The sequence below is a fragment of the Curtobacterium sp. NPDC088465 genome (genome assembly GCF_044753165.1).
In the GTDB taxonomy this organism is placed as follows: domain Bacteria; phylum Actinomycetota; class Actinomycetes; order Actinomycetales; family Microbacteriaceae; genus Curtobacterium.
In genome coordinates, this window is the sequence record NZ_JBIVMR010000001.1 from 346,379 (window position 1) to 366,814 (window position 20,436).

The following is a 20,436-nucleotide window of genomic DNA, read 5'->3' on the forward strand; positions in this document are numbered from 1 at the left end:
GGATCAGCCTCTCGGAGTGCGGCGGTAGAAGGGGAAGGGGGTGACGGTGCTGGGGATCGCGGTCCCGCGCACGTCGATGTGCAGGAGCTGTCCCTCGCCGGCCACGGTCGGATCGACGAAGGCCATGGCGACGGGGTGTCCCAACGTCGGCGAGAGCGCCCCGGACGTGACGGTGCCGACGACCTGCCCGTCGTGCACGACGTCGTACCCGGCGCGCGGCGCACGGCGTCCCTCGGTCACGAGGCCGACGAGCACGCGGGCGCCGGGGGCGGGCACCACGCCGGCGTCCCCCACGAACGAGCCCGAGGTCGCGACGACACGACCGAGACCGGCCTGGGCGGGTCGCACCTCGGTCGACAGTTCGTGCCCGTAGAGCGGCATGCCGGCCTCGAGCCGCAGGGTGTCCCGCGCGGCGAGCCCGGCGGGCACGACGCCGCGGTCGGCGCCGGTCTCGAGCAGGGCGTCCCAGATCGACGACGCGACGTCGGTGTCGCTGTAGATCTCGAAGCCGTCCTCGCCGGTGTAGCCGGTCCGGGCGACGAGGACCTCGGCGCCGTCGAACAGCGCGTGCAGCACGCGGTAGTACCGGAGTTCGTCGAGCGGGGTCTCCGGCTGCAGGCGGTCCGCCACGACCAGGGCGTCGAGCGTCCCTGCGGCGGCCGGACCCTGGATCGCCACGAGGGCGGTGGTGTCCGAGTCGTCGGTGACCTCGACGTCGTGGCCGCCCGAGCGCGCGACGAGCGCGTCGACCGCGACGGAGCGGTTCGCGGCGTTCGCCACGACGAGGAAGACGTCCTCGCCGGTGCGGTAGACCACGAGGTCGTCGAGGATCCCGCCGTCCTCGGCGAGGAGCAGCGAGTACTTCGCGCGACCGACGGGCATCGCGCCGAAGGACCCGGCGAGCGCGTGGTCGAGGAACGGCACGGCGTCGGGGCCGACGACGCCGACCTCGGCCATGTGCGACAGGTCGAAGACGCCCGCGGCCTGACGGACGGCGTGGTGCTCGGCGAGGTCGGACGAGTACCGCACGGGCATCCGGTACCCGGCGAAGTCGGTGAAGGTGGCGCCCGCAGCCTCGTGCGCGGACTCGAGTGGGGAGGAACGCATGACGGAGTTCTCCTGGCATCGGCAGGACCCGACGGCCGTCGTCGGGTGGGAACTCCCCCTCTGTCATGGGCCTGAGAGTTTCACCGCGGCCCGTGAGGTCCGGCGGCTTTCACCGTGGGCGAGACGCCGCGCGGGCCCGGCGGGGACGCGTGTCTGCTTTTCAGAGTGGCCTGTCCGCTGCGGTGTGGGACCTGAGAGATTGACGGGGAGGTTGCTCCTTCGGTGCCGTGCGCGTGCGCTCGGCTCTCCCGCGGCGGGTGTGCGGCCGGTGTTGAGTTGTGCAGGCCCGAGCATACCGACCCCGCGTTTCCGGCATGTGTCGTGGTCGACCCTTCGACGTCTCGTAGAATGCGGGGATGGCAGGACAGCGATCGCGCCCCCGTGGGCAGCTCGAGCAGGCGGTCCTCGAGACCCTGCGCGCTGCGGCCGACCGCGGCGTCGTGGACGGGTGCACGGCACGGCAGGTGCTGGACGCCTTCCCGGAGCCGCGTCCGGCGCTCACCACGGTGCTGACCGTGCTCGACCGCCTGGGACGCAAGGGCCAGGTCGAGCGGCAGGAGCACGCCGAGGCCCCGCTGACCTTCCGCGCCGTGCACAGCCGTGAGCAGCAGACGGCATCGCTGATGTCGAACGCGCTGGCCGCCGCGTCGGACCGCGAGGCCGCGCTGCTCCAGTTCACCGGATCGCTCGCCTCGGACGACCTCGACGTCCTGCGCCGCGCCCTCGACGCCCGAGCCCGCTCCTGACCGGAACCGAGCAGTGGTCGTCGTCGGAGTCGCCCTCATCGCCCTCGCCCTCGTCGTCGTGGTGGTCGCCCCGCGCGTCCTGACCCGGTCCGCCTGGACGATCGACCACCCACGCACGGCGCTGGTCTCGTGGTCCGTCGCGGTCCTGCTCGGCATGGTCGGCTTCGTCGTCGGGGTCGCCCTCGTCGTCGCGGCCGACCGACCACTCGACCCCTTCCGGCTCACCGAGTCCCCGACGCACGGCCTGAACCTCGGCGTCGCACTCCTCGGCGTGGCGGCGTTCGTCGTCGCGGTCCGGGTCCGTCCCGGTGCCGAGCACGAGGCCGTGCGGCAGGCCATGCGGTCGGGCACCGCTCCGCACCGACAGATCGACGGCACCACCGTCGCCCTGGTCGAGGCGGACCACGCGCTCGCCTGCGCGGTCCCCGGTCGGTCCGGCGGCGTGCTCGTGAGCACCGGGCTCGCCGACCTGCTGCGGACCGACGAACTGGAGGCCGTGGTCGCCCACGAGCGGGCCCACCTGACGCAGCGCCACGCCGTGGCCGTCGCGGTCGCCGAGTCCATCGAGCGTGCGGTCCCGTGGGTGCCCGGGGCGCGCGCCATGGCGCGCTCGACGCGCGTCCTCGTCGAGTTCGCGGCCGACGACGCGGCGGCCCGACGCGTCGGACGCGACGCCCTGCGCCGGGCGGTGCTCGTGGCGGACGGGACGAGCGCGCTCGGGGCGGTCCGTGCCTCCCGGCTGCGCTGAGCCCACCGGTCACGCATGTCGGGGGCGAGGCATAGGGTGGCAGGCACCGTGAAGCCACTGACCGAAGCAGACATCCGTTCGTCGTTCGTGAACGCCACCCCGGACGAGCTCGAGCAGCTCCCCATCCCGGGGCTGCACGAGATGCTGTGGGACGAGCGCGAGTTCCTCGGCTGGCGCGACCCGCAGGCCGCCCGACGCGGCTACATCGTGTCGTGGATCGACGACCGCCCGGTCGGCATCGTCGTCCGCTCCGCCGGCGGTTCGCTCCGCCCGGGCATCGCCGCGATGTGCTCGTTCTGCCACTCCCCGCAGCCGGCGACGCAGGTCCGCCTGTTCTCCGCCGCCCGCGCCGGTGAGTCCGGCCGCAACGGCAACACCATCGGGTCCTACATCTGCGAGGACCTCGGCTGCTCGATGCTCATCCGGACGGCCCCGCCGCACCTCAACCCGCCCGCGACGATCGCGATGCGCGGTGAGGCCCTGCTCGGGCGCGTGCGGAACTTCACCGAGGACGTGGCGAAGACCGCGTGAGCCGGTTCGCCACCGCGCGGTGGGCCGTCGTCGAGGAACAGGGCGACGGGCGCTGGCGCCTCAGCATCCGCGACGAGGCGGACGACGAGCTCGGCGCGCTCGGCCTCGGGGTCGAGGGGCCGTGGGACCCGGACGTCGAGCCGCACGTGGCGTTCGTCCTGGTGCAGCTCGGACTGACGCTCCGCGGTGCGCGGCCGTGGCACGAGGACGAACTCGGCGACCAGCGCGCACCGGTGCTGCCGCTCGGGTGAGCGACCGTGTGTCCTCGGGCACACCACGTCGCGGCTGAGCGCTGCCGTCGGCCCGGCGTTCCTAGGGTCGGTGCCGTGACCACCGCACCACCGACCGCACTCGCCGTCCTCCTCGCCCTGCTGACGACGATCCTGCTCGGCGGGTGCACCAGGGGGTTCCTCGAGACCCCGCCGCCGAAGGGGTCCGAGGATGCCCTCGGCGCGCTGCTCGACGACCTCCGGACGCTGCCCGACGTGGCCGGTGCAGAAGGCGACGTGCGCCAGGTCGACGAGAAGGACCACCCGACCGACTGGCTCGCCGACGTCACCGTGCAGGCGCGGTCGAGCGACCTCGGTGTGGCGGCTGCGGTGCGGAGCACGGCGTCTGCTCGAGGGGCCCGCCCCGTGCCCGGCACGACACTCGTCATCGACCTCTCGGTGCCGGCCGGCGACGACCGGGCGGCGGGGGTCGTCGACCCGCTCGACGCGGGACTGGTCGACGTGGCGGACCGCCTGCGGACCGAGTCGTTCGTCCGCGCTGTCCGTGCTGATCGGTACGCGACGCGGGTGGCCGCGGTGGACCTGCCGTCCTGGACCGACACCGTGCGCCGGGTCCGCGCGGATGCCGGTGGACGCTCCGTGACCGTGGAGTCGGGCGACTCCTCCGTCGAGGTCGACGCGCTGCAGCCCGGACAGGCCGTGCTGGGCGTGCTCGACCGGGTCGGTGCCCGGGACGTCCGCTCCGAGGCCGGGACGCGCTACGACCGCAGCGTGGGCGGCGGACCGGCACGGCCTTCGCTGCACGCGACCGTACCGGACCCGGCCGCCACCGCCGCGGTGCTCGCCACGACACCCGACGAGGCCGCCGAGGCCGGGATCGCCCCGCGCACCGCGTTCTCGCTGACGGGCCCGGGCGGTGCCGAGGCCACGACCGAGGGACTGCTCGGACTCCCCCTCGGGTCCGCGGAGCCGCAGGACCTCGAGGCGCCGGCCCTGCCGTGGGCACCGGTCGACGTCACCGCCGAGACCGAGGCCGTGCGGTCCTTCGCGGCGCAGTCCGTGGAGCGCACCGGTGTCGCCGCCGAGGTGACGACGACGATCGAACCGTGCGCGGTGGGACGGGAGGCACTCGGGAACGAGCAGGGGACGCGGGCCGTCGCGTCCACCGTCGTCCCGGTCTTCACCCGCTACCGGGACGCGCAGGTGCCGTTCGACCGGGTCACGGCGACGTGGACGGCCGCGGGACTGACGATGAGCGGCCGGGCGTCGGGACTCGACCTGTGGACCGCCGACGACCCGACACCGCACGGCGTCGCGAGCGCGGACATCCGCGGCACGACCGAGGGCATCAGCCTGCACGTCCGGTCCGTCTGCGCTCGCTGACGCCGCCCTGGAGCGGGCTCGGTGCTGTGGCGGGGCACCGCTCAGGGCTCGGTGGCCGCGATGAAGTTGCGGAGGATCTCGCGGTCGTCGTCGACGCGGACCGCCCAGACCAGCTCGCTGCGGTGCGGGTCGTCCTGCAGCGGGAGCAGGACGACTGTGTCGGGTGCCGCGAGGGTCGCGCTCTCCGGGGCGATCGTCACACCGAGCCCCGCTCCGACCAGGTGGAGCACGGTGGCCCACGTCGTGGCCTCCTGCACGACCTCGGGTCGCCGTCCTTCGACGACCACGGGCGCGAGGTTGCGTTCGGTCGCGACCGCACCGGCGATCGCCGGGAAGAACACGAACGGATCGTCGACCAGTTCGATGCCGCGGATCGACACCCGCTCCGCGAGCCGGTGCCCGTGCGGGACCGCCGCGACGAAGGGCTCGGAGCGGAACGGCAGGAACCGCACGGCGGGGTCCGGGTCGGGGTCGCGCAGGACCGCCAGGTCGAGCTCGCCGCGGACGATGCGGGCGAGCAGCGTCGACGAGTAGCCCTCGGTGAGTTCGACGCGGACGAGCGGGTACCGCTGCCGGAAGGCCTGCACGCGCTCGATCGGACCGAGGGGCAACGCCGAGACGACGAACCCGACGTCCAGCCGTCCGGCCTCACCGCGTCCGACCCGCACGACCTCGTCCAGGTCGCGCGCTGCCTGGTCGAGCAGCGAGCGCGCACGGCCCTGCAGCACCCGACCGGCGGCGGTGAGCGCGACGCTGCGCGAGGTGCGGACGAACAGGTCCACCCCGAGGTCACGCTCGGTCCGTCGGATCTGCTGCGAGAGCGCGGGCTGGGCGATGCGCAGCCGTTCGGCGGCCCGCCCGAAGTGCAGCTCGTCGGCGACGGCGAGGAACGCCCGGAGCTGCCGTAGGTCGACATCCATGCGCGCAGCCTATCGATGCGCTGGAACGAGTATTGGACGCGATCGGATCCCTCGTCGAGGATGGGTTCGTGCCCGAGACGCCCACGCTGACCATCGCCGAGTTCGAGACCACCGCCGACGCCACGGCGTTCCGCACCCTCAACGAGGCGTGGATCGAGCAGTACTTCACGCTCGAGGACGAGGACCGCGCGATCCTCGGCGATCCGGTCGGCCGCATCATCGAGCCCGGCGGTGCGGTGTTCGTCGCGCGGCTCGACCACGAGGTCATCGGCTGCATCGGGATCATGCCCGTGGGCGAGCGCGTGTTCGAACTCGTCAAGATGGCGGTCTCGCCGGTGCACCAGGGGCACGGCACCGGGCGGAAGCTCATCGCCGCAGCACTCGACCGCGCCCGGTCCCTCGGCGCGCAGCGGGTCGCGCTCGAGAGCAACAGTGCCCTGGCGAGCGCCGTGCACCTGTACGAGGCGTTCGGCTTCCGGCACCTCGCACACGACGAGATCGCGCCGAGCCCGTACGCCCGCGCGGACGTCCACATGGTGCTCGACCTGGTCTGACCCCGACCCGGTAGCGTCACGATCGTGCACATCCGACCGCGCCGCGACGACGACCTGGAGCACCTGCTCCAGGTGCTCCGGCGCACGCACGACGAGGACGGCTACCCGGCGCACTGGCCCGACGATCCGGTCACGTGGCTGACCCCGCCCGGGTACCGCTCGGCGTGGACCGCGTGGTCGTCGGGCAGCGTGGTCGGTCACGTCGGACTGGCCGCTCCCGCCGCGGCCGCGGCACCGTTGGTCACCCGCCTCGTCGTCCACCCGGACCACCGTGGGCAGGGCGTCGCCGACGCCCTGCTGGCGGCTGCCGAGGCCTCCGCGGCGTCACCGGTCCTGCGGCTCGACGTCACCGAGGAGACCCCCGGTGCGTGGCGGCTCTACGAACGCCGCGGCTGGCGGCTGACCCACCGGTCTCCCGCGGACTGGACGAAGCCGGACGGGACCGTCCCGACCATGCGGTGGTACGAGAAGCGCCTGCCGTGAGCCGGTACGCTCGCCGCATGGCGACGTACGAGGTGCAGGCCGTCCGTGAGCGCGGCGTGTGGCAGGTGTTCATCGAGGGGACCCCGATCACCGAGGTGCTCCGCTGGTCCTCCGTCGTTCCGGTCGCACGGGAGTTCCTCGCGATGGACCGCGACGACGACCTGCGCATCCGCGTCGTCGGCCGCAACCAGTACGTCGACGAGCTGTCCGACTGACGCCGTCGCGGCGCTCCTCCGCGAGCGTCCTCCCGCGGTGAAGCTCGGGCCGCGCGACGTCCCTCGCGCCCGGGCCAGGGACGGGTCGCGGAGCCCGAGGCTCGTCCGAGCGCGACCGACCGCTCAGGCGACGTGCCAGACCAGCCCCTCCTGCGCGCTCGACGGGTAGGCCGCCGCGATGCGGTGCACGGCCTCGCGCAGGGTCTCCGGCGAGCACGCCAGGTTGAGCCGCGCGAACCCCCGCCCCTGGGCGCCGAACCCGAGCCCGGAGTTCAGCGCCACGTACGCGTGCTCACGGAGCGGCACCGCCGGGTCGTCGCCGAGGCCGATTCCCCGGAAGTCGAGCCATGCGAGGTAACCCGCCCGCGGCCGCGTGTAGACGACCCCGGGCAGGTGCTCGGCGAGCAGGGCGCCGAGCAGCCGCTCGTTCGCGACGATGCGGGCGACGACGTCGTCGAGCCAGTCCGTCGCGAGGGTGAACGCGGCGAGGTTCGCGTGCAGCCCGAGGATGCTCGTGCGGCAGGCGACCTCCTCCCACAGCGTGTCGAGGAGCGCCGCGGTCCGGCCGTCCCCCGCGACCATGACGGAGCACTTCACGCCGGCGAGGTTCCAGCCCTTGCTCGCGCTCGTCACGCAGACGCTGCGGGCGCCGTGCTGCTCGGCGACCATCGCGAACGGGGTGAAGTGGACCCCCGGGTGCGTGAGCGGCGCGTGGATCTCGTCGCTGACGACGAGCACGTCGTACCGCGCCGCCAGCTCGGCGAGCGCCTCGAGGTCGGCCCGGTCGTGCACGAGCCCCATCGGGTTGTGCGGGTTGCAGAGCAGGAACACCCGGACGCCGTCGGCGAAGGCGCGCTCGAGCCCGGCGAGGTCGAGCCGGTAGACGCCCCACTGCTCGGTCAGCGGGACCTCCTCGACCTGACATCGTGCTTCCTCGACGAGCTCGAAGAACGGCGGGTACACCGGCGGGGTGATCGCGACGCGTCCGCCCTCGGGGAGCGCGAGCCGGAGCGACTCGACGATCCCGACGCTGACGTCGGTGGCCAGGTGCACACGACCCGGATCGACGTCCCACCCCCACCGGTCGCGCGCGAACTGCGCGAACGCCGGCGCGAGCGGCCCGGGGCCGTCCAGGTACCCGAGGTCGGACTGCTGCACCCGCTCGACCAGTGCCTGCCGGATGGCCGGCGCCACGTCGTGGTCCATCTCGGCGACGAACAGGGGCAGCACGTCGGGCGCGTAGCGCGTCCACTTGATGCTCGTGCGGACCCCGCGGAGCGTGCCGACCGGGTCCTGTTCGTCGTCAGCCATGCGTCCCAGCATGCATCGACCGGGAGGCCCGGTGCGAGTCCGGCCGTCATCCCGCGTCGTCCAGCGGTCACCTCCCGTGCGTGCCGAGGCCCGCCCACGTAGGTTCGGCACCATGAGCACGAGCACCGCCGACAAGGCGACCACCCTCAAGCAGCTGCACGAAGCCCCCGAGATCCTGCGCGTCGTGAACGTGTGGGACGCGATCAGCGCGAAGGTCGTGAGCGACCTGCCGGAGACGAAGGCGATCGCGACCGCCGGGCACTCGATCGCCGCGAGCCACGGCTACGACGACGGCGGGATGCCGCTCGACGTGGCCCTCGCGGGCGCCGCGACCGTCGCCGCCGCGACGGACCTGCCCGTCACGGCGGACCTCGACGACGGGTACGCGGACCCGGCCGAGACGATCCGTCGCGCGATCGCCGCCGGGATCGTCGGCGCGAACGTCGAGGACCGCTTCCGTCCCTTCGACGAGGCCGTCGCACGCGTCGCCGCGATCACCGCCGCAGCCGAGGCCGAGGGCGTCGCCTTCCAGCTCAACGCCCGCACCGACGCGATCGCCCGGGGTGGCGACCGCCCGATCGACGAGAGCATCGAGGACGCCATCGCCCGCGGGAAGGCGTTCCTCGACAACGGCGCCGCACTCGTCTTCGTGCCGGGTGCGATCCAGCGCGACGTGGTCGAACGACTCGTCGACGGGCTCGGTCGCGGCAAGCTCTCGGTGATCGGACTGCCGGGCGCCCTGCCGGCTGCCGAGTACGAGGCCCTCGGCGTCGCCCGCATCTCCTACGGTCCGCTGACGCAGCGCGTCGCGCTGCGCGCGCTCCGCGACCTGGCGACCGACCTGTACGGCGACGGCGTCGTGCCGGAGGACACCCCCGCTCTGAACTGACGGCCCACCGGACGGAAGGCGCGGTGCACGCCCGCACCGCGCCTCCCGTCCGTCTTGCTGGACGTTCCGGACGAAGCGACGTATAGTGTCTCATTGGTGCATTGCAGCGAACCCATCTGACTCGCGCACACCAGCACGTCTCGTACCGACCCGCCGGGTCGCATTCCACCGAGACCACCGCTCGATCCGAACGGACGAGCAGCACGTCGAGACACGACGTGCGCACCCGCAGCCGATGCGTCGTGCCGGACCACGGAGTCCGCCGACCAGAGCACGGCCGGGTGCCGAACGACCAGGAAGTACCGCACCACCATGACCAGCAACGACCGCATCACCATCTCCGGGACCGCACTCGCGGCCCCCATCGTCTCCCCCGACCGCATCGCCGAGTTCCCGGTCCGCGACGACCGCTCGCAGCGCGAGTACCTCGTCCGCATCGCGGCCGACGACCTGCGCCTGTTCGTCACGCGTGACGCACGCGTGGACATCGACGGCGAGGCCGGCTGGACCGTACCCGGCCGCTCCTGGCGGGGCGAGTCGAGCCGGACCATCCTGCTCGCGCGCCGCGTCGGCAAGGGCGAGCTCGCCCTGGCCGCCTAGGTCGGACCCGCCGGAACCGCTCACACGGTTCCCGGTCCACACACGACGAACGCCGCCGGCTCAGCGCCGGCGGCGTTCGTCGTCTGTGCCTTCGGGGTGTCAGGCCGGCCCGTACGACGACGGCCCCTCGGCTCCGCGGAAGCGCGTGCCACCGTCCGCGTTCACCGGGAGCGCCGGACCCGCACGCCGTGCCGCGTCGCGCAGGCGACGGATGAACGCCGGGTCCTCGGGCTCGAGCTCGTCGTCCGGGGCGACCGTCACGCAGAGCTCGCTCGCCGGGCCGACGAGCAGGATCGACGTCGACACCGAGCCGTCGTCACCGACGCTCGGCACCGTGATCGTGTCGGTGCGCGAGTTCGCTCCGAGGACGGCCGCGTAGTCGGCGACCGCGTCCGCGATCAGGTCCCCGGTGAGGATCTGGCTCGCGTCGTAGTTGATGTACTTCACGTCTCCTCCTCATCTCTCCCTCGACGGTAGGTACCGCGAGTGCGAGGAGGTCTGGAGTGTGCGTTCCGTGGCCAGTCCACTCCTCGGGGCGTGCGCCGGTCAGACCTCAGGCGGGTCCGTCCGGAGGCGCTTGGCCTCCGGCTCGTCGGAGTGCGACGACGCGGCGTCCGTGAACCGTCCGCCGCCCACCACCGCGATGCGGCGCCCGAGCTCGTTGACCAGGTCCTCGTCCTCGGGCTCCAGCTCGTCGTCCGGCGCCGCCTCGACCATGATCTGGGAAGCCGGGCCGAGCAGGACCTCCGCCGTGGTGCCGTAGCCCTCGGCGTCCGCGGTCGGGATCTCGACGATGTCCGTCGTGCCGTTCTCGCCGAGCGCAGCGGCGTAGGCGAGCACCGCCTCGGCGATCGCGTCGCCGGTCATCACTCGGTTCTCTCCGTAGACCACGTACTTCATCGGTCCAGTCAACGCTGCATCCTCGATGGGCACTCAGCTCGGACGTGCCCCGGGGGACGCGCTGCTCCTCCGCCACGCCGGGACTGCGCGGCTGCGGAGATCGGCTCTTCCCAGTTCTGGGGACTGGTCAGGGCAGCACGCACCCGGTGGACTGGACCCATGCGATCGTTCCACCCCCTCGACACGTCAGCGCTGCTCCGGGTCGAGATCGTCGACGCGATGATCCGTGTGCTCCGCGCGAACGCCCTGCACGAGGTGTCGTACGAGCACGTGGCCACCGAGGCGTCGCAGCCGCTCGACGTCGTCACCGAGGTGTTCCCGACCTGGGACGGCCTCCTGCTCGCCACCATCGACCAGTGGAACGACCAGCGGACCACCGCGCTGCTGCCGATCGCCGAGCGCAGCGGCACGATCGTGTTCCTCCGCGCCATCGTCCGGGCGAACGTCGCCGACCCGTCGCTCATGCGCTTCCTGACCTCGACGCTGAACATCGCCGCGACGCCGCACCACCCGCTCGCACCGATGCTCCACCTGCGCTGGCGTCGCTTCCACGGGTTCGTGCTGGCGGCCCTGCAGCGGGACGTCGAGCTCGGCCGGGAGCCGCGCACCATGGAGCCGGCTCGTGGCGCCGAGCAGCTCCTCGCGACGTACGAGGGGCTGCAGCTGCAGTCGATGGTGCGGCCGGAGATGGACCTGCTCGAGTCGTTCGACCGCGCGGTCACCCGACTCCGCGAGGGCTGGTCGCGCGAGTACGTGCCGCCGGTGTGGGACCTCGAGACGGCCTGACCGGACTTCCGAGCGCGGCGGCCGACAGCCGTCGGCCGCCGCGTACCGGTCAGTTGTTGAAGCGGAACTCCACCACGTCGCCGTCCTGCATGACGTAGTCCTTGCCCTCGATGCGGGCCTTGCCGTGCGCACGGGCCTCCGCGATCGAGCCCGCCGCCATGAGGTCCTCGAACGAGATGACCTCGGCCTTGATGAAGCCCTTCTCGAAGTCGGTGTGGATCACGCCGGCAGCCTGGGGAGCCTTCCACCCCTTGCCGATCGTCCACGCCCGGGCTTCCTTCGGCCCGGCGGTCAGGTAGGTCTGCAGCCCGAGGGTGTCGAACCCGATGCGGGCGAGCTGGTCGAGGCCGGACTCGGTCTGCCCGGTCGACTCGAGCAGTTCGGCGGCGTCCTCGGGGTCGAGCTCGATGAGCTCCGACTCGACCTGGGCGTCGAGGAACACGGCTTGCGCCGGTGCCACGAGCGCGGCCAGCTCGGCCTTGCGGGACTCGTCGGTCAGGATCGCCTCGTCGACGTTGAAGACGAAGATGAACGGCTTGGCCGACAGGAGGCCGAGCTCGGCGATCGGCGCGAGGTCGATCGAGGTCGCGGAGAGCAGCGTGCCCTGCTCGAGCGCCGCCCTCGCCTCGTTCGCGGTCTCGAGCACGATCGGCTCGGCCTGCTTGAGCTTCACGGTCTTCTCGTACCGGGGCAGCGCCTTCTCGATGGTCTCGAGGTCCGCGAGGATGAGCTCGGTGTTGATGACCTCGAGGTCGTCCTTCGGCGAGACCTTGTTCGCCACGTGCACGACGTCGTCGTCGGTGAAGCCACGGACGACCTGCGCGATGGCGTCGGCCTCGCGGATGTTCGCGAGGAACTTGTTGCCGAGGCCCTCGCCCTCGCTCGCACCCTTCACGATGCCGGCGATGTCGACGAACGACACGGGCGCGGGCACGGTCTTCTCGGAGCTGAAGAGCGTCGCGAGCTGGTCGAGCCGCGGGTCGGGCAGGTTCACCACGCCGACGTTCGGCTCGATCGTCGCGAACGGGTAGTTCGCGGCGAGGACCTGGTTCTTGGTCAGGGCGTTGAACAGGGTCGACTTGCCGACGTTCGGGAGACCGACGATTCCGATGGTGAGAGCCACGGGAGCACAGCCTACCGGCGGCGGCCCGCCGGAGCCGACCCGGTCCTCCAGGCCGGTGCCGTCAGGACGGCCAGATGCCGGACAGGAAGCTCACGAACGTGAGCAGCAGGCCGTGCGCGATCCCGAGCACGATGCCGGCGACCAGCACCGCGGTCACGAGCAGGGTGGTCCCGAGACCGATCCCACGCCGCACGGTGTGCGGCCGCGCGTCCACGCGGTGTGCGCCCGCCAACAGCTCGTCCAGGTCCCTCGGCTCCCCCATGCGCCGACTGTACGTCGCGGCGGGTCAGGACACCAGCGCTCTGAGGCGCTCGTCGACCAGGGCGAGCACCTCGGCCTGGAGGCGCTGGGAACCGCGCCAGTCACCGCGCACCTCGAGCGCGTGGTCCGCACCGTCCACCGTGTGCAGTCCGGCGCGTGTCGTCCCGACCGCGGAGGGCAGCCACATGGGGTCGGCGGAGCCGCCGACGGCGAGCGAACCGGTGCCCGCCCCGGCGAGCGCGGCGACGACGGCCGGATCGGTGAGGACCGGCGTGAGCCAGACCCCGTCGACGCCGTGGCGGACCGCCCAGGGCAGGGCGGAGCACCCGAACGACTTCGCGACGACGAGGTCCGGGCGGCGGCCGTCGAGTGCGCCCGCCACCTGGCGCTCGACGAAGGCCACCGGGTCGTCCTTCGCTGCGGCGTCGACCGTCCACGCCGGCGCGACGACCTCGACGCCGTGCTGCGCGGCGATCGCGCGCGTCCACCAGAGCAGGGGCGCCTGCTGCCCGTACCCGGCACCGGGCAGGACGAGGACGAGCGGGGTCGTGGTGGCGGTGGCGGTCACGCCTCGGACGCTACCGCGCCGGGCCGCAACGCCGAGGCCGCGCGCGGGTGATGTCGGAACCCCGTGCGACCATCGAGGGCGTGCCGTTGAACTTCACCGCGATCGACTTCGAGACCGCGAACAGCTCCCCCGCGAGCGCCTGCTCCGTCGGACTCGTCAAGGTCCGCGGCGGCCGCGTGGTCGAGCGGGCCTCCTGGTTCATCCAGCCACCGCTGGGCCACGACGCGTTCCTCGAGTGGAACACCCGCATCCACGGCATCGTCGCGACGGACGTGGTCGGGGCGAAGGGGTGGGCCGAGCAGTACCGGGACATCGTGGCGTTCGCCGAGGGGGACGTCCTAGTCGCGCACAACGCCCGGTTCGACATGGGTGTGATCGCCGGCGGCTGCTCGGCGACCGGCACGGAACTGGCGGAGCACCACTCGCTGTGCTCGCTCCAGGTGGCGCGCAAGACCTACACGCTCGACTCCTACCGACTCCCGATGGCGGCCCGCGCGGCCGGGTACGAGGGCTTCCAGCACCACGACGCCGCTGCCGACGCCGAGGCCTGCGCCGCGATCGTCGTGCACGCCGCGGGGCAGCACGGGTGCGACACGGTCGAGGCGCTCGGTGCGGCCACCCGGGTGCACATCGCGCCGGTGCGACCGCGGACGGAGCAGCCCCGTGCGGCAGCCCAGCCGCGGCTGTCGAACCGTCCGATGATCTTCGCCGACTGACGATCCCGGGGGGCCGGGCCGCGCGGAGTCCGGTGCTATTGTCACGACATAGCCGTGGGGTGCCGTCGCCGGTGCCCTCCCCACCCGGAGGACCGCGATGACCAACGAGGGCCAGCTGCCGTCCGACTTCTCCACGGACCTGGACCGCTCCGGGCCGGTGCCGCTGTACTTCCAGGTCGCATCGCGGCTCGAGGAGGCGATCCGCTCCGGCGCGATGCCGCCCGGCGCACGGCTCGAGAACGAGATCGCCCTCGGCGAGCGACTCGGGCTCTCGCGCCCGACGATCCGCCGAGCCATCCAGGACCTGGTCGACAAGGGGCTGCTCGTCCGTCGTCGAGGGATCGGCACGCAGGTCGTGCACGGCCCCGTGACGCGCAAGGTGGAGCTGACGAGCCTGTACGACGACCTCGCGCAGGGCTCGCAGGCACCGGCGACCACGCTGCTCGAGCGCACGGACCTGCCGGCGAGCGACGTCGTCGCCGAGGCCCTCGGCACCGCCCCGGGCACGCCGGTCGTCCACATCCGCCGCGTCCGCTTCGCCGAGGACGTCCCGATGGCGATCCTCGAGAACTTCCTGCCGCCCGAGTTCACGGCGATCACCGACGAGGACCTGCGGACGCACGGGCTGTACCAGCTGCTCCGCGGCCGGGGTGTCACGATGCGGGTCGCGAAGCAGCGGATCGGGGCACGGGCGGCCACCGACGACGAGGCCTCGCTGCTCGAGATCGAGGACGGTGACCCGGTCCTGACGATGAGCCGCACGGCGTACGACGCGTCGGGCCGGGCGGTGGAGTACGGGATGCACTGCTACCGCCCGGACCGCTACTCGTTCGAGGTCACCCTCGTCGACAAGTAGGCCGGCGGACCCGCTGCCTCAGCCGGCGGAGGGGACGCCGAGCTCGCCGGTCACGTACTGGGCGCGGCCGAACCCGAACGACCAGTCCTGCGGCCCGTTCTCCACGTAGCCGATGAAGACGTCCTCGCTCGCGACGCCGACCTCGGCGAGCCGGTCGTGCACGGCGCGGTAGAGACCCTGCTTCGCCTCGTCGCTCCGACCGCCCTGGGTGAAGACCTGGACCATGACGACGCCCTCGGTCCGCTCGAAGCCGAGACCGGCGTCCTGCGCGATGATCTGCTGCGCCGGGTGCTCGGTGATCACCTGGAACCGGTCGCGCTCGGGGATGCCGTACTCGGCGACGATGGCGGTGTGGATCGCGTCGGCGACGGCACGCACCTGCTCCGGGGTGCGACCGGTGACGAGATCGATGCGGACGAGCGGCATGGTGCCTCCTGAGGGTGCGTGGGGGGTGGCGGTGCGCCGTCGCGGACGGGAGGCGCGGTGCCAGCATGCACCGCGCCTCCCGTCCGGTACACGGCCCGTCTCCAGCACCGGTGCCGGCACCTCCGTCGCCGGGCGCCCGCCGCCGGGCGCCGCCGTCGGGCACCGCCGTCGGGCGTCCTTCGTCAGGGTGCGTCCTCAGGCGTCAGGCGTCGTCTCGTAGAACGCGGGCTTCGCGGTGGCGTAGGTCACGTGCTCGAGGGCGCCGGTCTGCTGCGCCCGCACGGCGACCTCGGCGACGACCGACGCCGTGTAGCCGTCCCAGGCGCTCGGCCCGTCGATGCCCCCGGTGCGGGCAGCGTCCACCCAGCGCTGGACCTCCTCGTCGTACGCGGCGCCGAAGCGCTCGACGAAGGACGGGGTGACGCCCTGGCCCGAGACACCGGCCGACACGACGTTCATCGTCGTCTCGCGCCCGATGTACGCGACGCCGGACTCGAACACGGCGTCGGTCGTCACCTGGTACCCGAACTGCGCGTTGACGTTGATCTCGACGATCGCCATGGTGCCCGACGCGGTGGTGAACAGCACGAACTGCGGCTCCGGCAGGTCGACCGGTCCGAGCGAGTTCCTGCGGGGCTTCTTCACCTCGACCGCGACGATCGGCTCGCCCGTGAGGAACGGGATGATGTCGATCTCGTGGATGACCGAGTCGTGGATGAGCATCGACTCGCTGAAGTTCGGCGGCGTCGTCGGGTTGCGGTGCGCGTGGTGCAGGGCGAGCAGCGCGCCGTTCGTGCCGGACTCGCGGAGTGCCCGGAGCTCCTGGTACCCCTTGTCGAAGCGACGCATGAAGCCGACCTGGATCCGTGGGCGGTCGGACCTCGCCTGCTCGAGCTCGACGATGCGCAGGGAGTCCTCCGCGCTCGTGGTGAGGGGTTTCTCGCACAGGACGGCGAGACCACGCTCGATCGCCGGCACGAGGACGGGCTCGTGCAGGAACCCGGGCGTCGCGACGAGCACGGCATCGATCGGCGTCGCGTCGAGGGCGTCCTCGAACGACGCTGCGGTGAGCGCCCCCGGTGCCCGCTCGGCGGTGGCGGTGGCCCGGGCGGTGTCCGGGTCGACGACGGCGACGACGTCTGCGCCGGCGATCGTGGACGTGATGCGACGGACGTGGTCGCTGCCCATCGCGCCGGCTCCGACGACGGCGACGCGGAGGTTCTCGGTGGTGCTCACGGGGTTCTCCTGGGGGGTCAGCGGACGCGCGCCGAGGCGGTCGAGCCGAGGATGTGCTGGACGGTGCGCTCGGCGATCGGGCCGGGGGCGTCGACCGAGCAGCCGTACATGTCCTGCTCGACGATGCCGAAGACGTCCGGGTCGATCCGGGCGACGGCCTCGATGACCGGGGCGAGCTCGGGGGTGCCGCGCGGCGGCTCGGTCATGATGCCCTGCGCCACGGCCGTCGCGAAGGGCACGTCGTTCTTGAGCACGTCGAACAGCAGCTCGGTGTCGACCTGCTTGAGGTGGAGGTAGCCGATGCGCTCCGGGTGTTCGGCGATCATGCGGAGGTTGTCGCCGCCGTAGTAGGCGAAGTGCCCGGTGTCCAGGCACAGGTTCGTGTACCGCGGGTCGGTCTCCTCGAGGAAGCGCACGGTCTCGCGGTACGTGCCGACGTGGCTGTCGGCGTGCGTGTGGAACTGCTGGCGGACGCCGAACTCCTCGAGCAGCGCCTTGCCCAGCTGGTCGTGTCCCCTGCCGAGGCGCTCCCACTGCTCGTCGGTCAGGGTCCGCGACTCGAGCACCGCACCGGTCGCGTCCGAGCGCCAGAGGTCCGGGATCGTCACGAGGTGCCGGGCACCGAGCGCCGACGCGAGCCCGGCGACCGCGACCGCCTGGTCCCACGCCCGCTGGAACTGGTCGTCACCCTTGTGGAACCCGGTGAAGACCGTGCCGGCGGACAGCCGGAGGCCGCGGGACTCGAGCTCGTCGGACAGCTGCGCCGGATCGGTGGGCAGGTACCCGTACGGACCGAGCTCGATCCACGTGTAGCCGGCTGCTGCGGCCTCGTCGAGGAAGCGCTGCCACGGCACCTGGCCCGGGTCGTCCGGGTACCAGACGCCCCAGGAGTCGGGGGCGGTACCGATGCGGATCGCGGCGGGGGCGGCCGCTGCGTCGGTGGCAGCGGTGTCGGCGGTGTCGGTCATGACGTCGTCGTCCTTCGTGGGATGGGTTCGTTCAGCCGAGCAGGGGGCGCTGCGACGCGACCTGCTGCTCGTACTCGGCGCGGGCCCGCCGGGTGCTCGGCAGGGTCGAGGTCTCGGCGACGGGGACGTCCCACCAGCCGTCACCCTCGGGGGCGGGGGCGAGCGGGTCGGCGTGCACGTGCACCAGCGTGGTGTGGTCGTTCGCCTTGGCCTGCCGCACGGCCGCGGTCAGGTCGGCGATCACGTCCGGGCCGGGGCGGACCTCGATCACGTCGACGCCGTAGGAGCGCGCGTTCGCGGCGAGGTCGACGGGCAGCACCTCGTCGTTCTCGAACGACCCGGTGTCGTCCCGGTAGCGGTACTCCGTGCCGTAGCGCTCGGAACCGACGGTCTCGGACAGGCGGCCGATCGACGCGTAGCCGTCGTTCTGCACGAGCACGACGACGACCTTGATGCCCTCGGCGACCGCCGTCACCAGCTCGGTGTGCAGCATCAGGTACGAACCGTCGCCGACGAGGACGATCGCGTCGCGGTCCGGGGCGCCGCGTCGCACACCGATGCCGCCGGCGATCTCGTAGCCCATGCACGAGAAGGCGTACTCGACGTGGTACCCGAGCGGGTCGCGGACCCGCCAGAGCTTGTGCAGGTCGCCGGGCAGCGAGCCGGCTGCCTGGACCACGACGTCGCGCGGGTCCGTCGCCGCCCGGACCGCGCCGATGATCTCCGACTGGCCCGGGACCGCGCGTCCGGACGGCACGGACGCGGCGTCGACGACGGCGTCCCACTCCTGCTTCCGCGACGCGACCTCGGCGGCGTACCCGGCGGAGACGGCGTACGACGGGGCGTCCGACGAACCTGCCGTGAGCATCTCGGTCAGCGCGACCAGCGCCTCCCGGGCGTCCGCGACCAGCGGCAGCTGCGAGCCGTGCTTGTGGGCGTCGAACGCGGCGACGTTCACGTTGACGAAGGTCACGTCGGGGTCCTGGAACGCCGTCCGGGACGCCGTGGTGAAGTCGCTGTACCGCGTGCCGATGCCGATCACGACGTCGGCCCGTGCGGCGATCGCGTTCGCCGCAGCCGTCCCCGTCGCCCCGATGCCGCCGAGGTACTGCGGGTGGTCCCAGACGAGCGAGCCGCCGCCCGCCTGCGAGGTGCCGACGGGGATGCCCGTCGTCTCGACGAAGGCCGCGAGTTCGTCCTCGGCACCCGAGTAGAGCACGCCACCACCGGCCACGACCACGGGACGCTCGGCGCTCCGGATCGCCTCGACCGCACGGGCCAGCGGTCCGCGTTCCGGCAGCGGACGCCGGACGTGCCACTCGCGCGGTTGCAGGAACGTCACCGGCACGTCGAGCGCTTCGGCCTGGACGTCCTCGGGCAGGGCGATCGTCACGGCGCCGGTCTCGGCCGGGTCGGTGAGCACCCGCATCGCGGCGAGCGCGATCGGGAACAGCTGCTCGGGCCGTTCGACGCGGTCGAAGAACCGCGACAGCGGCCGGAACGCGTCCGTCACCTGCAGCGACGGGTCGTGCGGCATCTCGATCTGCTGCAGCACCGGATCGGTCCTGCGGGTGGCGAAGGTGTCCGACGGCAGCAGGAGCGCGGGCAGCCGGTTGGTCGTCGCGAGCGCGGCGCCGGTGAGCATGTTCGCCGCGCCGGGGCCGACCGAGGCCGTCGACGCGAAGGTCGCCCGGCGGCGGTGCATCCGGGCGAACCCGACGGCCTGGTGCACCATCGCCTGCTCGTTGCGGGCCTGGTGGTACGGCAGCAGGCCGGGCTGGTCGACGTGGAGCTGCTTGATCGCCTGCCCGAGACCGGCGACGTTGCCGTGCCCGAAGATGCCGAAGATCCCCGGGATCGTGCGCTCGCGGTGATCACCGTCGACGGTCCACTGGTTCGCCAGGAACGCGACGAGCGCCTGACCGACGGTCATCCGACGGGTCTGCTCCGGGCCGGCGTGCTGGCTCATCGGGAGGGCTCCTTCTCGTAGGGCAGGCGCGGGTCGATCGGTTCCGAGGTCCACGTCTGCCGGACCCACCCGTGGGCGGGGTCGTCGGTGATGTTCCAGACGCGCTCCGGGTCCGGTCCGGCCATGACGTTGAGGTAGTACATGTCGTAGCCCGGTGCCGCGACGGCCGGTCCGTGCCAGCCGTACGGCACGAGGGCGATGTCCCCGGTCCGCACCTGGCGGAACTCGTCGATGGGCCGGTCGTCCGAGGCGTACGTGCGGTGCAGGGCGAAGGGGTCGGCCTGCTCGGGAGCCTGCACACCACGGGCCACGGCGGCTTCGTAGTAGTAGATCTCCTCGAGGTCCGACTCCTCGCCCGGGCGGTTCGTGTCGTGCTTGTGCGGCGGGTACGACGACCAGTTGCCGGCCGGCGTGATCACCTCGCAGACGATGAACCGCACCGCGTCGAGGGCGGCCGGGGTCCCGAAGTTGTGCACCTGCCGGCTCGACTGCCCCGTGCCGCGGAGTTCCACGGGGACGTCGACGCGGGCGATGTACGTGCTCGGCCGGACCGTCGCCGTGGGCGCCTCGGCCACGGCGACACGACCGGAGCCGGTGATCGTCGCGGCGGTGCCGGACCCCAGGTAGAGGACGTCGGTCGGCCCCTCGAAGACGCCGGTGCGTCCCTCGAGCGCCTGCTCGGTGTCGTCGTACGCCACGGTGAAGCTGCCGGCGAGCGGGACGACGAGGCGCTCGACCGCGTCGGCCGGGAGGCGCAGCTCGCCCCCGTCCTGCAGGGCGCCGGTCCGCAGACCGGTGTGCGTCCACCCCTCGACGCGGCCGTCGACCACGTCGGTCCAGCCCGCCTCGGGGCGGGAGCCCGCCGGGATGAACCAGCGGTCGCGCTGCTGCTGTTCGTTCGCCATGCTGC

The 20,436-nt window shown here is 72.7% G+C and carries 26 protein-coding genes and 1 riboswitch; of the genes, 13 read left to right on the forward strand and 13 right to left on the reverse strand.

Annotated elements, in window-relative coordinates; all coding sequences use genetic code 11:
• Positions 1–3 precede the first annotated feature (3 nt).
• A complete protein-coding gene (gene gcvT, locus ACIP6W_RS01525; RefSeq protein ID WP_066652765.1) occupies positions 4–1,107 on the reverse strand; it encodes a glycine cleavage system aminomethyltransferase GcvT in 1,104 nt (367 codons plus the stop codon).
• 170 nt (positions 1,108–1,277) lie between these two features.
• A riboswitch (glycine riboswitch) is annotated at positions 1,278–1,368 on the reverse strand.
• A 95-nt stretch (positions 1,369–1,463) separates the two neighbouring features.
• On the opposite strand from gcvT, the gene ACIP6W_RS01530 reads away from it, so the two are divergent.
• The 5 genes from ACIP6W_RS01530 to ACIP6W_RS01550 all read left to right on the forward strand — a co-directional run bounded on the left by ACIP6W_RS01530 (position 1,464) and on the right by ACIP6W_RS01550 (position 4,745).
• Complete coding sequence (locus ACIP6W_RS01530) at positions 1,464–1,853, forward strand: BlaI/MecI/CopY family transcriptional regulator (RefSeq protein WP_066652757.1); 390 nt, start codon at positions 1,464–1,466, stop codon at positions 1,851–1,853.
• 13 nt (positions 1,854–1,866) lie between these two features.
• Positions 1,867–2,601: a M56 family metallopeptidase gene (locus ACIP6W_RS01535; protein WP_400427810.1), complete on the forward strand. Its 735-nt coding sequence runs from the start codon at positions 1,867–1,869 to the stop codon at positions 2,599–2,601.
• A gap of 48 nt (positions 2,602–2,649) precedes the next feature.
• The gene (locus tag ACIP6W_RS01540) at positions 2,650–3,132 is read left to right on the forward strand and encodes an FBP domain-containing protein (RefSeq protein ID WP_081985224.1); all 483 of its coding nucleotides are present in this window, start codon (positions 2,650–2,652) and stop codon (positions 3,130–3,132) included.
• Positions 3,129–3,383 carry a hypothetical protein gene (locus ACIP6W_RS01545; RefSeq protein ID WP_209683676.1) on the forward strand — a complete coding sequence of 85 codons (255 nt, stop codon included), beginning with the start codon at positions 3,129–3,131 and terminating at the stop codon, positions 3,381–3,383. The genes ACIP6W_RS01540 and ACIP6W_RS01545 overlap by 4 nt, the downstream gene beginning before the upstream one ends.
• A gap of 75 nt (positions 3,384–3,458) precedes the next feature.
• Positions 3,459–4,745: a hypothetical protein gene (locus ACIP6W_RS01550; RefSeq protein WP_400427812.1), complete on the forward strand. Its 1,287-nt coding sequence runs from the start codon at positions 3,459–3,461 to the stop codon at positions 4,743–4,745.
• 41 nt (positions 4,746–4,786) lie between these two features.
• Here the strand turns inward: ACIP6W_RS01550 and ACIP6W_RS01555 are convergent, their stop codons facing one another.
• Positions 4,787–5,665 carry a LysR substrate-binding domain-containing protein gene (locus ACIP6W_RS01555; protein ID WP_400427814.1) on the reverse strand — a complete coding sequence of 293 codons (879 nt, stop codon included), beginning with the start codon at positions 5,663–5,665 and terminating at the stop codon, positions 4,787–4,789.
• A gap of 68 nt (positions 5,666–5,733) precedes the next feature.
• Here ACIP6W_RS01555 and ACIP6W_RS01560 point away from each other — a divergent pair, with 68 nt between their 5' ends.
• The 3 genes from ACIP6W_RS01560 to ACIP6W_RS01570 are packed head-to-tail and all read left to right on the forward strand — an operon-like array spanning position 5,734 to position 6,917.
• Positions 5,734–6,219, forward strand: a complete 486-nt coding sequence (locus ACIP6W_RS01560; protein WP_400427817.1) for a GNAT family N-acetyltransferase — start codon at positions 5,734–5,736, stop codon at positions 6,217–6,219.
• A 24-nt stretch (positions 6,220–6,243) separates the two neighbouring features.
• On the forward strand, positions 6,244–6,702 hold the full coding sequence (locus ACIP6W_RS01565) for a GNAT family N-acetyltransferase (RefSeq protein WP_400427819.1): 459 nt from the start codon (positions 6,244–6,246) through the stop codon (positions 6,700–6,702).
• Between the two features lie 17 nt (positions 6,703–6,719).
• On the forward strand, positions 6,720–6,917 hold the full coding sequence (locus ACIP6W_RS01570; RefSeq protein WP_400427821.1) for a hypothetical protein: 198 nt from the start codon (positions 6,720–6,722) through the stop codon (positions 6,915–6,917).
• Positions 6,918–7,040: 123 nt separating this feature from the next.
• Here the strand turns inward: ACIP6W_RS01570 and ACIP6W_RS01575 are convergent, their stop codons facing one another.
• Positions 7,041–8,228 carry a MalY/PatB family protein gene (locus tag ACIP6W_RS01575; RefSeq protein ID WP_251154690.1) on the reverse strand — a complete coding sequence of 396 codons (1,188 nt, stop codon included), beginning with the start codon at positions 8,226–8,228 and terminating at the stop codon, positions 7,041–7,043.
• A gap of 112 nt (positions 8,229–8,340) precedes the next feature.
• Between ACIP6W_RS01575 and ACIP6W_RS01580 the strand changes: the two genes are divergently transcribed.
• The gene (locus ACIP6W_RS01580) at positions 8,341–9,117 is read left to right on the forward strand and encodes an isocitrate lyase/phosphoenolpyruvate mutase family protein (RefSeq protein WP_400427824.1); all 777 of its coding nucleotides are present in this window, start codon (positions 8,341–8,343) and stop codon (positions 9,115–9,117) included.
• 312 nt (positions 9,118–9,429) lie between these two features.
• Complete coding sequence (locus tag ACIP6W_RS01585; protein WP_400427826.1) at positions 9,430–9,717, forward strand: hypothetical protein; 288 nt, start codon at positions 9,430–9,432, stop codon at positions 9,715–9,717.
• Between the two features lie 99 nt (positions 9,718–9,816).
• Here ACIP6W_RS01585 and ACIP6W_RS01590 read toward each other — a convergent pair whose 3' ends face one another.
• Together ACIP6W_RS01590 and ACIP6W_RS01595 are read right to left on the reverse strand one after the other, a co-directional pair.
• Complete coding sequence (locus ACIP6W_RS01590; RefSeq protein WP_066652733.1) at positions 9,817–10,164, reverse strand: hypothetical protein; 348 nt, start codon at positions 10,162–10,164, stop codon at positions 9,817–9,819.
• Between the two features lie 99 nt (positions 10,165–10,263).
• Positions 10,264–10,629 carry a hypothetical protein gene (locus tag ACIP6W_RS01595; protein WP_144411241.1) on the reverse strand — a complete coding sequence of 122 codons (366 nt, stop codon included), beginning with the start codon at positions 10,627–10,629 and terminating at the stop codon, positions 10,264–10,266.
• 147 nt (positions 10,630–10,776) lie between these two features.
• Here ACIP6W_RS01595 and ACIP6W_RS01600 point away from each other — a divergent pair, with 147 nt between their 5' ends.
• On the forward strand, positions 10,777–11,403 hold the full coding sequence (locus ACIP6W_RS01600) for a TetR family transcriptional regulator C-terminal domain-containing protein (protein WP_066652727.1): 627 nt from the start codon (positions 10,777–10,779) through the stop codon (positions 11,401–11,403).
• A 49-nt stretch (positions 11,404–11,452) separates the two neighbouring features.
• Here the strand turns inward: ACIP6W_RS01600 and ychF are convergent, their stop codons facing one another.
• From ychF to ACIP6W_RS01615, 3 genes are all read right to left on the reverse strand, one after another.
• Positions 11,453–12,526, reverse strand: a complete 1,074-nt coding sequence (ychF, locus tag ACIP6W_RS01605) for a redox-regulated ATPase YchF (protein WP_066652725.1) — start codon at positions 12,524–12,526, stop codon at positions 11,453–11,455.
• Between the two features lie 61 nt (positions 12,527–12,587).
• The gene (locus ACIP6W_RS01610) at positions 12,588–12,788 is read right to left on the reverse strand and encodes a hypothetical protein (RefSeq protein ID WP_066652723.1); all 201 of its coding nucleotides are present in this window, start codon (positions 12,786–12,788) and stop codon (positions 12,588–12,590) included.
• A gap of 24 nt (positions 12,789–12,812) precedes the next feature.
• Complete coding sequence (locus ACIP6W_RS01615; RefSeq protein WP_209683693.1) at positions 12,813–13,355, reverse strand: hypothetical protein; 543 nt, start codon at positions 13,353–13,355, stop codon at positions 12,813–12,815.
• An 80-nt stretch (positions 13,356–13,435) separates the two neighbouring features.
• Between ACIP6W_RS01615 and ACIP6W_RS01620 the strand changes: the two genes are divergently transcribed.
• On the forward strand, positions 13,436–14,071 hold the full coding sequence (locus tag ACIP6W_RS01620) for an exonuclease domain-containing protein (protein ID WP_209683696.1): 636 nt from the start codon (positions 13,436–13,438) through the stop codon (positions 14,069–14,071).
• 97 nt (positions 14,072–14,168) lie between these two features.
• Positions 14,169–14,927, forward strand: a complete 759-nt coding sequence (locus ACIP6W_RS01625; RefSeq protein ID WP_066652718.1) for a GntR family transcriptional regulator — start codon at positions 14,169–14,171, stop codon at positions 14,925–14,927.
• Positions 14,928–14,945: 18 nt separating this feature from the next.
• Here the strand turns inward: ACIP6W_RS01625 and ACIP6W_RS01630 are convergent, their stop codons facing one another.
• The 5 genes from ACIP6W_RS01630 to iolB form a co-directional block, all read right to left on the reverse strand.
• Entirely contained in the window at positions 14,946–15,353 is a 408-nt protein-coding gene (locus tag ACIP6W_RS01630) for a tautomerase family protein (protein ID WP_066652713.1), read from the reverse strand.
• 195 nt (positions 15,354–15,548) lie between these two features.
• The gene (locus tag ACIP6W_RS01635) at positions 15,549–16,589 is read right to left on the reverse strand and encodes a Gfo/Idh/MocA family protein (protein WP_209683703.1); all 1,041 of its coding nucleotides are present in this window, start codon (positions 16,587–16,589) and stop codon (positions 15,549–15,551) included.
• A 17-nt stretch (positions 16,590–16,606) separates the two neighbouring features.
• Entirely contained in the window at positions 16,607–17,557 is a 951-nt protein-coding gene (locus ACIP6W_RS01640; RefSeq protein ID WP_400427830.1) for a sugar phosphate isomerase/epimerase family protein, read from the reverse strand.
• Positions 17,558–17,588: 31 nt separating this feature from the next.
• On the reverse strand, positions 17,589–19,526 hold the full coding sequence (gene iolD / locus ACIP6W_RS01645) for a 3D-(3,5/4)-trihydroxycyclohexane-1,2-dione acylhydrolase (decyclizing) (RefSeq protein WP_066652710.1): 1,938 nt from the start codon (positions 19,524–19,526) through the stop codon (positions 17,589–17,591).
• Positions 19,523–20,431 (reverse strand): 5-deoxy-glucuronate isomerase, encoded by a 909-nt coding sequence (iolB, locus tag ACIP6W_RS01650; protein WP_066652709.1) that lies wholly within the window; start codon positions 20,429–20,431, stop codon positions 19,523–19,525. The genes iolD and iolB overlap by 4 nt, the downstream gene beginning before the upstream one ends.
• Positions 20,432–20,436 lie beyond the last annotated feature (5 nt).

Coding starts and splice junctions, on each gene's coding strand:
- gcvT (WP_066652765.1), bottom strand. CDS start 1,107: ATGCGTTCCTCCCCACTCGAGTCCGCGCACGAGGCTGCGGGCGCCACC.
- ACIP6W_RS01530 (WP_066652757.1), top strand. CDS start 1,464: ATGGCAGGACAGCGATCGCGCCCCCGTGGGCAGCTCGAGCAGGCGGTC.
- ACIP6W_RS01555 (WP_400427814.1), bottom strand. CDS start 5,665: ATGGATGTCGACCTACGGCAGCTCCGGGCGTTCCTCGCCGTCGCCGAC.
- ACIP6W_RS01570 (WP_400427821.1), top strand. CDS start 6,720: ATGGCGACGTACGAGGTGCAGGCCGTCCGTGAGCGCGGCGTGTGGCAG.
- ACIP6W_RS01575 (WP_251154690.1), bottom strand. CDS start 8,228: ATGGCTGACGACGAACAGGACCCGGTCGGCACGCTCCGCGGGGTCCGC.
- ACIP6W_RS01580 (WP_400427824.1), top strand. CDS start 8,341: ATGAGCACGAGCACCGCCGACAAGGCGACCACCCTCAAGCAGCTGCAC.
- ACIP6W_RS01585 (WP_400427826.1), top strand. CDS start 9,430: ATGACCAGCAACGACCGCATCACCATCTCCGGGACCGCACTCGCGGCC.
- ACIP6W_RS01600 (WP_066652727.1), top strand. CDS start 10,777: ATGCGATCGTTCCACCCCCTCGACACGTCAGCGCTGCTCCGGGTCGAG.
- ACIP6W_RS01610 (WP_066652723.1), bottom strand. CDS start 12,788: ATGGGGGAGCCGAGGGACCTGGACGAGCTGTTGGCGGGCGCACACCGC.
- ACIP6W_RS01625 (WP_066652718.1), top strand. CDS start 14,169: ATGACCAACGAGGGCCAGCTGCCGTCCGACTTCTCCACGGACCTGGAC.
- ACIP6W_RS01630 (WP_066652713.1), bottom strand. CDS start 15,353: ATGCCGCTCGTCCGCATCGATCTCGTCACCGGTCGCACCCCGGAGCAG.
- ACIP6W_RS01640 (WP_400427830.1), bottom strand. CDS start 17,557: ATGACCGACACCGCCGACACCGCTGCCACCGACGCAGCGGCCGCCCCC.
- iolD (WP_066652710.1), bottom strand. CDS start 19,526: ATGAGCCAGCACGCCGGCCCGGAGCAGACCCGTCGGATGACCGTCGGT.
- iolB (WP_066652709.1), bottom strand. CDS start 20,431: ATGGCGAACGAACAGCAGCAGCGCGACCGCTGGTTCATCCCGGCGGGC.